Source organism: Methylocaldum sp. GT1BB, from assembly GCF_051027545.1.
Taxonomy (GTDB): Bacteria; Pseudomonadota; Gammaproteobacteria; order Methylococcales; family Methylococcaceae; genus Methylocaldum.
The window spans coordinates 2,341,721-2,355,620 of record NZ_CP194902.1 but is presented as its reverse complement, the minus strand read 5'-3'; the positions used below and the strand labels follow the sequence as shown (position 1 = coordinate 2,355,620).

The following is a 13,900-nucleotide window of genomic DNA, read 5'->3' as shown; positions in this document are numbered from 1 at the left end:
GTGATCTTTTCAGAGCTATGCCTTTTTTCTTCTCCAATTCCTAAAGCCTAGACCAAGCAGACCGGCTCCCAAGAGTGATAAGACGCTCGGCTCTGGAACGGTTATATCGGGCGGTGGAGGAGGAGGCGTAGTTGGAACCGATATGTCACCGAGCACTTTGTCAGAACCTTGTCCATTTGAACCGACCTCCTGAAAACGTGCGTAGCAGCTTGTGCTCGCATAGCAGTCATCCAAAGTGTTGATAAATGCGCTAGTGATGCCAGCTCCATCCAAAATAGGATCTGTGATGAAATCAAGCGAGACTTGCGCAGTTAAGCCTTCGGTAAGCCCGCCATTCGGATTTCCACCCGAGAAATTACTGTTCAACGCGATAGCGATATCGACTTGGTTATACGGATTTAAGGTCACATTGAATAACAGATTAGGGAAATAGCCCGATAGATCTTCATAAGTTCCCGCTACAACACTCACACCCGTTGGCAGGTCGAAGCCGAATCCCATAAGTGTCGAACCTATGTTTGTGGGGGTAAGATTCGCTATATCCAATAACAAATTGAACTCACCAGGAGGCGGAGCAATGTCGGTGAACGTAAAGCCCACGCTCGCTTTCGATCCGGTATTTTCAGTGCTGCCGTATTGACTGTCGTAATTCAAGGTAAACGCCGGCGTAGCACTAGCATCAACTCCCCCTATAAGAAGGAGCCCGCCAAATAAAATTTTTAGAATTTTCATAGTCATTTCTCGTTGTAGTATCTCTCCACAAAACGTCGACTGCATCAAGTGTGCCACCCCAAAGAGACCAACGAGTATATATGCGGGGATCTGATGTCAGAGCTGGGGTCAGGCTTTTATTATTTGGTTTGCATGCTATTGTTACCGTAGTTTTCGATAAGGCTTAGCTTCATGGCCAGAAAACCCCGCATCCACATCCCCGGCGCTGTCTATCACGTCATGCTCCGCGGCAATGCCGGACAGCCTATCTTTTTTCACGATGAGGACAGAGACGTTTTCGAGGAATTGGTTGGCGAGGGCGTCTCCCGTTTCGGTCACCGTATTCACGCCTACTGCTGGATGCCGAACCATGTCCACTTGGCGGTTCAAATTGGCGATGTGTCGCTTTCAAAAACCATGCAACACCTGGCTTTTCGTTATACGCGGTGGATCAACAAGCGCGAAAACCGGATCGGCCATCTGTTCCAGGGCCGATTCAAGGCGATCCTGATCGATGCCGATGCTTATCTGCTCGAACTTGTTCGCTATATCCATCTCAATCCAGTCCGGGCAAATTTAGTCCACGATCCTGCCGAGTATCATTGGAGCGGACATCGAGCTTACCTCGACCTAGATCGCGTTAGCTGGCTTACGACAGAGTGGATCTATTCCCAGTTGGCTCAAGATGTGGCGACAGCACGGGAGCGTTACGCACGTTTCATCGCGGGAGGATTGGACGAGGGTCATCGGGAAGATTTCCATAGAGGCACGGTGGAGGGGCGCATACTCGGGGATGAATATTTCGCCGAGAATGCGCTAAGGCAGTCCGATAAGGCATCACGAGCACAAATTAAACTTGAATCGATCATTAGCGTAGTCTGTGCGGCTCGCAAGATGGATTTGGATCAAATCAGCGGTGCAGACCGTGGCCGAGCGGGCGCCGCGGCTCGTGCGCTGATCGCGTACTTAGCATTGGAACTCGGCGCTGCCACCTTGACTGAGGTCGGCAACTTCCTCAACCGCGATATATCGACCTTGAGCACGGCGGTCAGTCGCTTACGGGAGCGCATAAAGCAAGAATCCGAATTGGCAGCGGAAGCCAAACGATTGATGAATCTTTTGGCCATTAACAAAATTAACAAAGCCTGACCCTTCATATTTTGCCGGTTCGCAGGCCATGTAAATTTTCATCCCACGCTTCTGGCGTTACGCACTGCTCTTAATATGTAAAAATTCTTGACACACTCAGAATGAAAACCGAAGCCAACAGGCTCTTAACGTCAAATGAATCAGTGGTTTTTGACAAAATTGTGAATTAAAACAAAGCCATAAGGCCGTAAATTTTGTTGACAATTACACTCAGAAAAACGCGCACACAGGCAAGGTATCCGCAACATGGACCGGATGCGTGATATAAATCAATAGCTGCGACGGCTTTTTTTTGCGATCTCTTTAAGCCAAGAAACGAATGACTGAAAGCGACATCGATAAAAACTTGCGTACTATCGCTCAAGTCCTAGCGATCTCCGCAACCAAGCGACACATCTTTCTCTGCTGTGATCAGACCAAGCCAAAGTGTTGCCGCAAAGAAGAGGGGCTTGAATCCTGGGAATATTTAAAGCGCCGACTGGATGAGTTAAAGCTGACCGGCTCGGCCGGAATCCAGCGTACCAAGGCCAATTGTCTGCGGGTGTGCCGTCATGGGCCGATTGCAGTTGTCTATCCGGAGGGCGTTTGGTACCACTCCTGTACGCCAGAAGTTCTCGAGCGAATCATTCAAGAACATCTCATCGGCGGAAAGCCGGTAACCGAGTATGCGTTTGCCATGCGGCAAGCTGAAGACTAAATTCTATTAGGCTGGCGGCGCCGATGAGTGTCAATGCCTACGATGTCAGACCGGCTACGCAGTAATCAGCCTATGCCGGTAGCCATGCGATATCGAGAACTTCTATAGCATATAGAGACGTGGACTTGAAAATTAGAACTATAACAATGAGACAAATTGGAATGACGGCATCAAAGATCGGATGGTTTTTGCTGGGAGCCATGCTTTTGCCGGGGTGCGCCACACAATCGGATTATCGGCCTTTCAAATCCGAGAAAAATATTGCGACCACCGAGCGACACCCCCGAAAACAGAGCTATAACCAACCGTATCGGGTAAAAGGAAAAACGTATTACCCGTTGAAAAGCGCCAGAGGCTATAAAGCCAAAGGAGTGGCATCCTGGTATGGATGGGAATCTGGGCATCGGACAGCTATGGGATCACGCTTCAACCCCAACGCACTAACCGCCGCGCATCGCACACTTCCCTTGCCTTCACGGGTGCGAGTGACCAATCTAACAAACAAACGATCAGTGGAGGTGATCGTCAATGATCGTGGACCATTCATCACGAGTAGACTAATCGATCTGTCCCATGCCGCCGCCAAAGCACTTGGCATAAAAGGAACGGCTCGGGTAGAGGTGATGGCGCTTGATTAGATCCTCTTTCTCAACGCTTCGAAAGCTTGCGATCGACATCTTCGAAAAAACGTCGTCCTAGTGATCTCAAACGGTCACTGTCCCCTTTCGCCGCACAATGCACAAACGGCAATGCACCCGAACCGTATCAAAACGGGTCTGAAAATCGAGCCCAGAACGAGGTAAACCGGTAATCCCACTGATTTCCCCCTCGTCATCTGCTTACTTCATGACATCTCTCAACAGGCGAAACGACCACATCGAAGTCGTTCAATGCGCCGCACTGGCCACTGCATAAAGCGGCGAATAATCAGCCTGCCAGAATTTCTCGAGCTGATAAAACTCTCGCGTTTGAGGCTTCATCACATGGACGATCACATCCCCCAGGTCCACCAAGACCCACTCGCCACCACCCTGCCCTTCGACGCCGAGCGGCTGGACCTCGTTATTTTTCGCCTCGTCAATCACGTGCTCAGCCAGTGATTTCACGTGCCGTTCCGAAGTACCGCTAGCGATTACCATAAAATCTGCAATGCCGGTTTTTTTCCGAACGTCTATTACTTTAATGTCCTTACCCTTGCCATCATCTAAAGCCAGCAATACAACCTGCAACAATTGATCTGTAGTCATGTGTCTATGCAAAAGGATTTTCTCCCAATTGAATTATCGTCATTTGTCATTCTCTAGGACCGGAAAATGCCGCGAAAATCTCCCTTGAACGCGCCCCACGACCTTAGAGTCTCTACCGTTTTATGCCATTCTCGTTCAATAAGCTCACGGCGTAGCGAATCGGGATTGCATAGCTAATTCCACTCGGCCGCTCAAGAAGATTCTCTTTCGTCTCCTGGACAAAGACCTTGTTAATTATCCCAACAACGCTGCCGCTTTTGACATCGTACAGCGGACTCCCGCTGTTTCCCGGGTAAGCCGTCGCATCGAGCTGAAAAACATCGTAGGGCTCGGAAAGTCGACGGATGATTTTGGGGTTCAGCCGCTGCGACGTATGTGCCGGGATCGCGATGGGACTTATGGCAGAAACGATTCCTCGATGTGTAGCCGGATTAAGTCCCAGAACCATGCCGATCGGGTATCCCGTAAAGGCGTATGACTCTCCCTCCCGAACCTTACTCGAGTCTCCTAATCGCATAAATGGCAAAGGCGACCCGCCGATTCTTAGCACAGCAATGTCATGAGACTCATCCGTTGCAATTTCAATAGCCTGTCGCACGCTTTGCTTTTCGCCGTCGCGAGTGAAAACAGCCAACATTTCGAATTTTGATCTGTCAGTCGCTTCCGGAAGAACATGTGCGTTCGTCAAGATGTGCAAGCCGTCGCTAATCGCGAAACCAGTCCCCCGGAAGATCGCCGGCGGGGTTCGCGTTCTTTGATAAGTTCCGATCCCGACGATGGCCGGTTTAATCTTTTCTATTATATCGGGCAGTTCGTCGGCATGAATTTTGGCGCTAAAGCCTAAGCTTGTACTGAAAATTCCGATACCGGCTAGACACAAATTCTTGAGTCGCATTCAAATCTGTAAGGAAAGAATTCGCCACTAACAATTATCCGATGAATCGATCGGCTCAGGTTCTGTTTCTATTATGATTAGGCACTATTCGTCAATGCGCTTAGTGAGAAAAGAAGAGCTTGCCATTCACTCTGGCCTGGTTTACAAGAATCGCTCCTACGCGGAATAACCTCTCGTGGCAATCCGGTGGGCCACGAGACTTTTAGGCCAAACGTGTTTATACACTTAGGGCATTTGGACGCGATTCGCAAGCAATCGGCAGTCCACACTAATAATTACTCCTATACAGCACTCTTCTACGATGCATCCAAACCTCGTCAAATGGTTGGTCTACCCTGTTCATGAACGGATGGTAAGCCGCCCCACGTTTACCTATCTAGCCGAATTGGAAAAAACACAGTGGCTTTCGCGTGAAGCGGTCGAAAGGATGCAGATGGAGAAATTGCTGGCCTTGTTGCACATAGCCGATGATCATAGCCCTTGGCATGCGGAACGAATCCGTGCGTCGGGCCTCGACTTAACCGCCAGTCGCGACCTAACCTTCGACGATCTTCGCCGCTTGCCGACAATGAACAAGGCGGACGCGTCCGTTAACAGAGATCGCATAGTTTGGAAAAACGTTCCGGGAGGCGCGCATCGCTACAATACAGGAGGGTCAAGTGGCCAACCGTTGATCTTTTATTTCGGCAGAAAGCGGCAAGCTGCTGATGCCGCCTCGCGCATGCGCGCACGCCGATGGTGGAAGATAGAAGTTGGTGAACCCGAAGTGTTTTTATGGGGGGCGCCTGTAGAACTCAATAAAACAGATCTTGTTAAAAAAATAAGGGATCGACTCTTTAATCAATTGCTTCTGAATGCCTTTGAGATGTCGGAGAGCAGGATGAGCGATTATCTCAAAATAATTCAATCATTTAATCCCGCCTGCATCTATGGCTACGCGAGTAGTTTGAGTCTCTTGGCATCCTACGCAAAGAGCCGGAACAGGGTCCCGAAGTTGTCACGCCTCAAAGTTGTGTGCACCACCGGAGAGCCCCTATTTCCTGAACAGAGAGCGTTAATCGAGGAAGTCTTCGATAAACCTGTATCGAATGAATATGGATGCCGCGACGGTGGGTTGATTGCGCTCGAATCGCCGCAAGGCCAAATGCTGGTTAACAGCGAAAGCCTCATTGTCGAGATTTTGGACGATAACGGGATGCCCGTCGCCCCCGGTGAAATTGGAGAAGTTGTTGTCACAAACCTATGTTCGGAGGCTCAACCGTTTATCCGTTACCGCACCGGCGATATGGCACGACAAACCGACGAATTGTGCAACGTAGGTCGTGGCTTACATGTGATCTCGGAGATCATGGGCAGAACCACCGATTTCGTAGTTCGCCCCGATGGAACGATCATGCACGCCCTGGCGGTCATCTATGTGCTACGTGCAATCGAAGGGGTTCACGAATTCAAGATTATTCAACCATCAACAACTCAACTTGATGTTATGGTCGTTCCAAGCCCCATCTGGCACGAGAGCGCAAAGGATGAAATCGTGAAACAGCTGCAGAGCAGGATGGGACGAGACGTACGGGTAGAGGTCAATACGGTGGATAACCTACCGCCGGAGGCTTCAGGAAAATACCGTTACGTTACCAGCCATGTGCCGTTGCCGGAAAAGCTGGAGATCCGATCCTGATCTCCACTTTGAGGGCACTCTTACAAAACCAAGATATTTTTGCTAGTCCCTCTCGACCTGGACCATGATACTTGTGCCCGGCTGAATGTGTTTCTCGATCTTAGAACCATTCCACTTGCGCAAGTCAGCCACACTGACTTTAAATCGTTTCGAGATGGAAAACAGCGTATCGCCTTGCCGAATGGTATAACTAATCGACTGCGAAGACTTAATCCCAGAACTAGCGATTGCCAGCTTCTTGGCGGCGTCCTTGTTCCAAAGCACTAAATTTTGGCCAGCCTTGACGCCAGTCTTTGCCGATACACCATTCCACTTAGCTAACTGCTCAACATCAACGGAATGTTTCCTTGCGATAGACCAAAGCGTGTCACCCGACTGAACGGTATAAGTCGACCGTTTATTTAGAGACTCAGCAGATTTTCCTTTTGCGGAAACTGCCGCAACACTGTCCCCGCCTCTGATTTTCCCGATTACTTTGCCAGAAGGCTTGGACGCAAAAGATACGACGCCCCGACCACGGCGTGCTTTTTCTTCTAATTTGCCTTTTCGCACCTTCTGGAACTTACCGTTCTTTTCGGCGTAACTGCCATGTGCCCTGCCGGATTCCCAAGCAACGTCAGCATTTGCCAATTTCGAGTCCCGCGCAGCGATCAGCTCGTCAGCGATCGATGGGCGCCCCCCATCTAGAGGTTGGCTTTGTTGCGCCAGCCGTTCCAACTCTTGCTTAAATTCGCTGATTTTCTTGTCGGCAGGGATAAACAACCTATAACTGCCTTCGATGTCGGCGTATTGGCGCTTAAAACCGGGGTTCAACTCGTAAAGCTTGTCCAAGGAGATATCGGCCGCATCAGCCGCGAGCGCCAGGTCCAGTTGCGTGCTTATCTTTACCGGCTTAAACAAGGCTTCGTTGGGAATGTGATGTAAGTCAATGCCGTACTGTTCAGCCTCCGCGAATAACTTCGCAACAGCCAAGAGACGCGGGACATAGGTGCGTGTTTCTCCCGGCAAATCCAACGACCAGAAATCGGTAGGCTTATTTCTGGCCTCGTTCTTCTGAATGGCTCTGGCAACTGCACCCTCACCACAATTGTAAGCCGCTATTGCAAGCAACCAATCGCCATTAAAATCGGAATGAAGTTTCTTCAAATATTTGATCGCCGCTCGAGTTGATGCGTACACATCACGTCGACCATCATATGAACGGCTCTGTTTTAAGCCGTAAAGCCGCCCGGTAGAAGGAATGAATTGCCATAGGCCCGCGGCTTTAGCCGGAGACACTGCATCAGGCTGGAATGCACTCTCGATGACAGGCAAAAGCGCCAACTCGCCTGGAATATCATTCTTTTCGAACTGCTTCACGATAGAATAGAGAAAAGGTTCGGCCCTTTTCTGTACACGATCCACGTAGGTCGGATGATTGACGAACCATTCGAGTTCACGATCTATTTCCTCGTGCTCAACAGGCGGCAAATTGTACGAATCGAACAATCGATCCCACAAACTGTCATATTCGGCCAGGCTCTTGCCATTATGACGACCGGTAGAGGCTTTGTCCTTTTTCCTAAACCAGCGGCTGGTATTCTTAGAGATATGAAAGACGCGGGAATTTTTGCTGTTCGGCGTTGACGCCGATTGAGAATTGTCGGTAAAACTGTTGTCCGTCTTCGTCTTCCCGGCGTGATGCGTACAGGCACTTAGAGACAAGGCAAAAGCTGATGCATAACAGAGCAACTTTACATCGCGTTTTGGCCGTCTCATCGTGTCTACCTCAGAGTTCTATTCGGGTGATTTATAGCGGCATACCAGCAGTTTAGTCAATGAAAACCAAACGCACACCGTCGCCTCACCCTCGCCAGGTATTTCTGGAGTGGTATCACGCCACAACCCTAGGGCAAATACTACAAACCATCGAGGCATCCTACCTCCAAAGTTCGCTGAATCCTACTTACAATCAAAAAATTTTACAAGTCGGCTTACTAGGATGCGAGAATTTATATATTGATGAAATATTTATTCATAACTTCGTCCTTGTTAGCGCTGAGCATCGGGGCGAGCCTTATACCAAACAGGTAATCACGGGGTATCCAAACGCACTACCCGTCGCGACCGCAAGCATAGATATCTTAATTTTGCCTCATGTCATCGACTTCGAAATCAACAAGCACGAAGTCTTACACGAGGTTGAACGCGTGCTAAAACCTAATGGCAGACTCTTCGTCCTTGGCTTTAATCCCTGGAGCGTGCACGGCATCCTTCAATATCTTCCGCGACGCTCATCATTTTGGCAGCTCAACTTTATCAGCTGCTACCGCTTGTTAGACTGGTTGAGCCTTCTAAAATTCGATGCTGAATACAGTGCGGCATTCAGCATTGCGTCGTCCAAAGTGATACAAAAACCCAACTCATTTTTCAGCAAATCTCGCGCTAATCTGTCATTCGCATTCGGCATAAAAGCGGTTAAAAGAACTTACACGTTGATACCAATCACGCCAAAATGGGTCAGCGCACCGGGTTTAGTGCCCAGCCACATGCTCGAAACTTTACAGTAAGAGGCACCGTGACTAACACAGTTAACATCTACACGGATGGCGCTTGCCGCGGCAATCCGGGACCCGGAGGGTGGGGCGTAGTGTTGAAGTACAAAAGCAAAGAGATGGAGCTCTACGGAGCAGAGCCCAACACTACGAATAACCGCATGGAGCTCATGGCGGCAATCAAAGGATTGGAAGCCTTGAAAAGACCCAGCAAGGTCTGCATAACGACGGATTCTCTTTATGTTCTCAAGGGCATTTCCGAGTGGTTACCGGACTGGATCCGACGAGGGTGGAAAACATCAGCAAAGAAGTCGGTCAAGAACGTCGATCTTTGGCAGCGTCTCGTAGCCGCTCAACAAGACCATAGCGTCGAGTGGAAATGGATAAAGGGACACACTGGGCATATCGAGAATGAGCGCGCCGACGCACTTGCCAACCGAGGGATAGACGAACTGTTAGAACCTACAGCGCCAGAACAGGCGAAAACAATTCATGCGACAAGTCGTACTTGATACTGAAACAACTGGGCTCGACCCTGCAGAAGGGCACCGCATCATTGAAATCGGCTGCGTGGAACTCATCAGTCGCAGGCTGACAGGAAATCGCTTTCACGTCTATCTGAATCCAGAGCGGAACATTGATCCAGGAGCCGTTGAGGTACATGGACTGAGCGCCGAATTTCTAGCCGATAAACCTCGCTTTGCCGATATCGCCGAGGACCTTTTGGCTTATATCAAAGGCGCTGAACTGGTTATCCACAATGCTCCGTTCGATGTGGGCTTTCTCAACCATGAACTGCAATTGCTATCCAGCGGCTTTGCCAGCGTGGCGGAATATTGCACCGTTCTGGATACGTTGGTGCTCGCCAAAAAGAAACATCCCGGACAGCGCAACAATCTGGACGCATTGTGCAAACGATATGGTGTAGACAATCGACACAGAGAACTGCACGGCGCTCTACTCGATGCCGAGATCCTAGCCGAAGTCTATCTCGCCATGACCGGTGGCCAGACTTTACTGGTATTGGAGCCGGAATCGACAGATGAGGGTACGGACAAATTACAGCAAACGCCAAAATTGACCCTCTCAATAAATCGCCCTCAGCTTAAAATAATCCGTTGCAGCGAAACGGAACTCCAAGCGCATGCCGCCAGACTTGATGCTATCGATAAGGCAAGCAACGGGAAATGTCTCTGGAAAGCGTAAAGATAGAACCGAAGAGGCTTATACGTTATCCTTATAGGAGAATGTTTGATGAATCGAGGAGAGGTGGCTGAGCGGTTTAAAGCGGCGGTCTTGAAAACCGTTGACGGTTGATCCCGTCCGGGGGTTCGAATCCCTCCCTCTCCGCCATATTCTAAGGTAAGCGCTCTAGTCCAGTTTTAGCCATTGACGTTATGATCGGCATTCTCCTGGTAGATGATCATGAACTGGTTCGAGCGGGCATCGAGCACTTACTGAACGAAGCCGAGGACATGAAGGTAATCGGTATAGCGTGCTCGGGCGAAGAGGCCATCGAGCAAGCTGACCGGCTGAGTCCCGACTTGATCGTTATGGATATCAATATGCCGGGTATAGGCGGGATTGAAGCATGCCGAAAGATCAGTCAAAAACATCCACTGGTGAAAATTGTGGCTTTGAGTGTGTATGCTGATGGACCATTCCCGCACCAACTCCTAAATTTGGGCGCTCACGGCTATGTTTCGAAGAGCTGTCCTATCAGCGAGTTGATCAATGCTATTCGGACGGTATCCGAGGGCAAACGATATCTTAGTCAGGACGTTGCCAGTAAAATGGCCTTGGCCAAACTGGCCGATCAATCCTCGTCGCCGTTTAACGATCTATCGTACCGCGAACTGCAAGTCGTCATCATGACACTTCAAGGCCGGTCGATTCAGGACATGGCGGACATGCTGACGATAAGCCCCAAAACGGTCAATACATACCGGTATCGGGCGTATGACAAACTGTCTGTCAAGAACGACGTAGAGCTGACTCGGTTAGCGACAAGATACGACCTTATCAGCGACACTCCCCTCCGATGAGGATTCAAGTCTATTTGCCTCGGTGGTGGAATAGGTAGACACACGGGACTTAAAATCCCGCGCCCTAACCCGGCGTGCCGGTTCGATTCCGGCCCGAGGCACCAAACCCGCTTTCCGTGAACGGCTGACTCATGCTGTATCTATCGACTCAATCCATCATCAACGGCTCTACGATACTCCACACAATCGCCAGCCATGGCTGACTCCCTTCAGTCAGCTTTACACCAAAACTCCCGCCTTTCAACGAAACAGCCAATCGAGGTATGTTTCAGGGTCAATCTAGCGATATCTAAGGTGGAATCGATTGCAGACAAGCGCAATTCCTCGCTCTTTCGACCGCGGGTCGAGAGTTTCTTTTAGTGACCCTTTGGTTTGATGTTATAGGGTTCTTGTCAGATGAATCGATTCTTATCCCTCGCTAGAGTTTTCGGCCTAATGCTGATGGTTTTCAGCGTGACTTACGCGTTACCTATCCTGACCTCGTTAAGTTACCGTGACGGGACGGTTTCGTTGTTTATCGAAGACATGCTGCTCACTCTAGCCGCCGGCGGACTTTTATGGCTCACGACGAGAAAATTCCAGCGCGAATTGAAAGCCAAGGATGGGTTCTTGCTCGTGGTGCTCGCCTGGACGGGAATGGCGGCGTTCGCGACCTTTCCTCTGATGTCCTACCTCAAGGATTTGTCATTCACCGACGCCTATTTCGAAGCCATGTCCGGGCTCACAACGAGCGGCGCAACAATCCTGACTGGTTTGGATGAATTGCCTCCGGCCATCAACTTATGGCGACACGAACTTCAATGGCTGGGAGGCATGGGAATCATCGTTTTAGTTGTCGCAATTCTGCCGGTACTCGGTGTCGGCGGACGGCAGTTGTTTATGGCCGAGACCCCAGGCCCCATGAAGGAGAGCAAACTCACTCCTCGCATTACCGAGACAGCCAAAAACCTCTGGCTGGTTTATGCCGGCATTACCGTCATCTGTATCGGATCGCTCAAACTAGCTGGGATGAACTGGCTGGACGCAATCTGTCATGCCTTTTCCGCCATGGGGCTAGGCGGGTTTTCAACACACGATGCCAGCATAGGCTATTTCGATTCGCCGCAAATCGAGGGCGTCCTCACCATTTTCATGCTGCTCGCGGGAATCAATTTTGCCACGCACTTCCTGGCGATCCATAGCAGGACCTTTGCCCCTTACAAGCATGATATCGAGGTGGCGCCTTTTCTGATCCTGATTATCGCCAGCTGCGTGGGTGTCGCTTTCTATCTTTGGCAGCAGGGTACTTATGCTGACTATTGGACAGCCTTTCGACACACGAGCTTCAATCTGGTCTCCGCAGCTACCGATTGTGGCTACGCCAGCGTCGACTTCAACCAATGGCCATTATTTGCGCCGCTATGGATGCTCTTCTTGAGCTCCGTCTCAGCCTGCACCGGCTCCACCGGTGGCGGCATCAAAATGATGAGAACCCTAATTCTGGTCAAGCAAAGTCAGCTGCAGATGCTCATACTGACGCATCCCACGACCGTGAACCCCCTCAAGCTTGGCAACATGGTCATTCCATCGAATATTATTCTCGCGGTACTCGGATTCATCTTCGTCTATTTCATGAGCGTCGTGATTCTGACCTTGTTGCTGGTCATCAGTGGCCTAGATTTCGTCTCGTCCTTTTCCGCCATCATTGCCTGCATCAACAACATGGGTCCCGGACTAAACCAGGTAGGGCCAGCCGGCAATTTCGCGGGGCTAACGGATTTCCAGACATGGACCTGTACCCTGGCCATGTTTCTCGGCCGCATTGAGGTTTTTACGGCGCTGATTTTGTTTACGCCGGCATACTGGAAAAAATAAGAAGATTCGTCGGCCAGTATCATTTAATACGCTGATAAACGCCGATCAACTCGGCCTGCGCCAAAACATGTCCTTGCATGGCTTTTTCGAGCTGGGCTTTCGTGGGCTTATGCAGTCCAGACAAAACAGTATCGAGTGCGTAAAGCTTATGGAAATACCGATGCCGCCCTACTGGCGGGCATGGCCCGCCATAGCCCGTCCGCTTCCAATCGTTGACTCCTTCGGCAGTGTCGGCGGGCAAAGACTGCGACGAAATTCCCTCCGATAAACCGCTCGAGCTTGTCGGAATGTTGTAGAGCACCCAGTGGACCCATGTCATCTTCGGCGCCTTCGGATCCGGTGCATCGGGATCGTCCACAATCAACACCAAGCTTTTCGCGCCCTCGGGAATCCCGGACCAGGACAACGGCGGCGACACGTCTTGACCGTCACAAGTGAAGCGCTGTGGCATATCGCCGTTATGCATAAATGCTGACGATTCGATCTTCATGGACATGCCCTGCCCTCCTTTAAACTCCTCTGAAATGACTGCATCACTGGCGATTAGCAGCGCACCACCCAGCAGCAACCACATCCAGCGATTAAACAAATTCATAATCCTTGACCTCCTTGTCAATCAATGAGAAATCAAAATCTAACCCCGGAGACGAACAGCCAGAACGTCGCACTCAGCATGGTGAATCACGCTGGCGGCCGTAGAACCGAGCAACAGACTGATGCCGTGCCTGCCATGCGATCCGATGACAATTAGATCTGCCTGCAGCTCCTTGGCAATGCGGATAATCTCCACCTTGGGACTTCCGATTTCAACCCAGCGATTGTCTTGAGGGATAGCCAAACGATCGGCGATCTCTGCCAAACGCTTCCGCGCCGCATCCATCATCTGATCTGTCAGATCGATGTCGAACGGCACAATCGGCCCATAAGACGAATCCATGACCGGCATATTTTCCACGACATGGATAATGCTAAGTCTGGCGTCGTACTTTTTCGCCAAATCCTGAGCCTGCTGGATCACCTGTTCCCCGTGCTCGGAAAAATCGGCTGCCAATAAAATCTGCCGGTACGTCATCACCAGTCTCCTATTCTC

The 13,900-nt window shown here is 50.4% G+C and carries 15 protein-coding genes and 2 tRNA genes; 11 read left to right on the top strand and 6 right to left on the bottom strand.

All coding sequences use genetic code 11. The features are described 5' to 3' along the window. Window positions 1-15 precede the first annotated feature (15 nt). Window positions 16-732 (bottom strand): cistern family PEP-CTERM protein, encoded by a 717-nt coding sequence (locus ACR2TX_RS11880; protein WP_166642523.1) that lies wholly within the window; start codon window positions 730-732, stop codon window positions 16-18. 171 nt (window positions 733-903) lie between these two features. Here ACR2TX_RS11880 and ACR2TX_RS11875 point away from each other — a divergent pair, with 171 nt between their 5' ends. From ACR2TX_RS11875 to ACR2TX_RS11865, 3 genes are all read left to right on the top strand, one after another. After that, a complete protein-coding gene (locus ACR2TX_RS11875; protein WP_077727972.1) occupies window positions 904-1,860 on the top strand; it encodes a transposase in 957 nt (318 codons plus the stop codon). A 319-nt stretch (window positions 1,861-2,179) separates the two neighbouring features. Continuing rightward, a complete protein-coding gene (locus tag ACR2TX_RS11870; protein WP_077727971.1) occupies window positions 2,180-2,557 on the top strand; it encodes a (2Fe-2S) ferredoxin domain-containing protein in 378 nt (125 codons plus the stop codon). Between the two features lie 161 nt (window positions 2,558-2,718). Beyond that, complete coding sequence (locus tag ACR2TX_RS11865) at window positions 2,719-3,195, top strand: septal ring lytic transglycosylase RlpA family protein (RefSeq protein WP_077727970.1); 477 nt, start codon at window positions 2,719-2,721, stop codon at window positions 3,193-3,195. Between the two features lie 249 nt (window positions 3,196-3,444). Here the strand turns inward: ACR2TX_RS11865 and rsfS are convergent, their stop codons facing one another. Continuing rightward, a complete protein-coding gene (rsfS, locus tag ACR2TX_RS11860) occupies window positions 3,445-3,804 on the bottom strand; it encodes a ribosome silencing factor (protein WP_077727969.1) in 360 nt (119 codons plus the stop codon). 112 nt (window positions 3,805-3,916) lie between these two features. Then, window positions 3,917-4,699, bottom strand: a complete 783-nt coding sequence (locus ACR2TX_RS11855; protein ID WP_077727968.1) for a S1C family serine protease — start codon at window positions 4,697-4,699, stop codon at window positions 3,917-3,919. 301 nt (window positions 4,700-5,000) lie between these two features. On the opposite strand from ACR2TX_RS11855, the gene ACR2TX_RS11850 reads away from it, so the two are divergent. After that, window positions 5,001-6,377: a phenylacetate--CoA ligase family protein gene (locus ACR2TX_RS11850; protein ID WP_077727967.1), complete on the top strand. Its 1,377-nt coding sequence runs from the start codon at window positions 5,001-5,003 to the stop codon at window positions 6,375-6,377. 42 nt (window positions 6,378-6,419) lie between these two features. Here ACR2TX_RS11850 and ACR2TX_RS11845 read toward each other — a convergent pair whose 3' ends face one another. Then, complete coding sequence (locus tag ACR2TX_RS11845) at window positions 6,420-8,135, bottom strand: LysM peptidoglycan-binding domain-containing protein (RefSeq protein WP_434132258.1); 1,716 nt, start codon at window positions 8,133-8,135, stop codon at window positions 6,420-6,422. A gap of 59 nt (window positions 8,136-8,194) precedes the next feature. Between ACR2TX_RS11845 and ACR2TX_RS11840 the strand changes: the two genes are divergently transcribed. From ACR2TX_RS11840 to ACR2TX_RS11810, 7 genes are all read left to right on the top strand, one after another. After that, window positions 8,195-8,926: a methyltransferase domain-containing protein gene (locus ACR2TX_RS11840; protein ID WP_133716952.1), complete on the top strand. Its 732-nt coding sequence runs from the start codon at window positions 8,195-8,197 to the stop codon at window positions 8,924-8,926. 8 nt (window positions 8,927-8,934) lie between these two features. Continuing rightward, the gene (gene rnhA, locus ACR2TX_RS11835; protein WP_240502355.1) at window positions 8,935-9,423 is read left to right on the top strand and encodes a ribonuclease HI; all 489 of its coding nucleotides are present in this window, start codon (window positions 8,935-8,937) and stop codon (window positions 9,421-9,423) included. Beyond that, window positions 9,404-10,117: a DNA polymerase III subunit epsilon gene (dnaQ, locus tag ACR2TX_RS11830; RefSeq protein WP_077727963.1), complete on the top strand. Its 714-nt coding sequence runs from the start codon at window positions 9,404-9,406 to the stop codon at window positions 10,115-10,117. The genes rnhA and dnaQ overlap by 20 nt, the downstream gene beginning before the upstream one ends. Before the next feature lie 57 nt (window positions 10,118-10,174). Beyond that, window positions 10,175-10,264 (top strand) — tRNA-Ser (locus ACR2TX_RS11825). Between the two features lie 44 nt (window positions 10,265-10,308). Then, the gene (locus tag ACR2TX_RS11820; RefSeq protein WP_077727962.1) at window positions 10,309-10,956 is read left to right on the top strand and encodes a response regulator; all 648 of its coding nucleotides are present in this window, start codon (window positions 10,309-10,311) and stop codon (window positions 10,954-10,956) included. Between the two features lie 16 nt (window positions 10,957-10,972). After that, a tRNA-Leu gene (locus tag ACR2TX_RS11815) sits at window positions 10,973-11,060 on the top strand. Between the two features lie 292 nt (window positions 11,061-11,352). Continuing rightward, entirely contained in the window at window positions 11,353-12,810 is a 1,458-nt protein-coding gene (locus ACR2TX_RS11810; protein WP_077727961.1) for a TrkH family potassium uptake protein, read from the top strand. A 19-nt stretch (window positions 12,811-12,829) separates the two neighbouring features. Here the strand turns inward: ACR2TX_RS11810 and ACR2TX_RS11805 are convergent, their stop codons facing one another. Together ACR2TX_RS11805 and ACR2TX_RS11800 are read right to left on the bottom strand one after the other, a co-directional pair. After that, window positions 12,830-13,306: a YbhB/YbcL family Raf kinase inhibitor-like protein gene (locus ACR2TX_RS11805; protein WP_077728119.1), complete on the bottom strand. Its 477-nt coding sequence runs from the start codon at window positions 13,304-13,306 to the stop codon at window positions 12,830-12,832. Between the two features lie 138 nt (window positions 13,307-13,444). Continuing rightward, the gene (locus ACR2TX_RS11800; protein WP_077727960.1) at window positions 13,445-13,882 is read right to left on the bottom strand and encodes a universal stress protein; all 438 of its coding nucleotides are present in this window, start codon (window positions 13,880-13,882) and stop codon (window positions 13,445-13,447) included. Between the last annotated feature and the right edge of the window lie 18 nt (window positions 13,883-13,900).

Bases quoted from the DNA above. Each gene is read 5' to 3' on its own strand.
- ACR2TX_RS11880 (WP_166642523.1), bottom strand. From the start codon at position 732: ATGAAAATTCTAAAAATTTTATTTGGCGGGCTCCTTCTTATAGGGGGA.
- ACR2TX_RS11875 (WP_077727972.1), top strand. From the start codon at position 904: ATGGCCAGAAAACCCCGCATCCACATCCCCGGCGCTGTCTATCACGTC.
- ACR2TX_RS11870 (WP_077727971.1), top strand. From the start codon at position 2,180: ATGACTGAAAGCGACATCGATAAAAACTTGCGTACTATCGCTCAAGTC.
- ACR2TX_RS11865 (WP_077727970.1), top strand. From the start codon at position 2,719: ATGACGGCATCAAAGATCGGATGGTTTTTGCTGGGAGCCATGCTTTTG.
- rsfS (WP_077727969.1), bottom strand. From the start codon at position 3,804: ATGACTACAGATCAATTGTTGCAGGTTGTATTGCTGGCTTTAGATGAT.
- ACR2TX_RS11855 (WP_077727968.1), bottom strand. From the start codon at position 4,699: ATGCGACTCAAGAATTTGTGTCTAGCCGGTATCGGAATTTTCAGTACA.
- ACR2TX_RS11850 (WP_077727967.1), top strand. From the start codon at position 5,001: ATGCATCCAAACCTCGTCAAATGGTTGGTCTACCCTGTTCATGAACGG.
- ACR2TX_RS11845 (WP_434132258.1), bottom strand. From the start codon at position 8,135: ATGAGACGGCCAAAACGCGATGTAAAGTTGCTCTGTTATGCATCAGCT.
- ACR2TX_RS11840 (WP_133716952.1), top strand. From the start codon at position 8,195: ATGAAAACCAAACGCACACCGTCGCCTCACCCTCGCCAGGTATTTCTG.
- dnaQ (WP_077727963.1), top strand. From the start codon at position 9,404: ATGCGACAAGTCGTACTTGATACTGAAACAACTGGGCTCGACCCTGCA.
- ACR2TX_RS11820 (WP_077727962.1), top strand. From the start codon at position 10,309: ATGATCGGCATTCTCCTGGTAGATGATCATGAACTGGTTCGAGCGGGC.
- ACR2TX_RS11810 (WP_077727961.1), top strand. From the start codon at position 11,353: ATGAATCGATTCTTATCCCTCGCTAGAGTTTTCGGCCTAATGCTGATG.
- ACR2TX_RS11805 (WP_077728119.1), bottom strand. From the start codon at position 13,306: ATGTCCATGAAGATCGAATCGTCAGCATTTATGCATAACGGCGATATG.
- ACR2TX_RS11800 (WP_077727960.1), bottom strand. From the start codon at position 13,882: ATGACGTACCGGCAGATTTTATTGGCAGCCGATTTTTCCGAGCACGGG.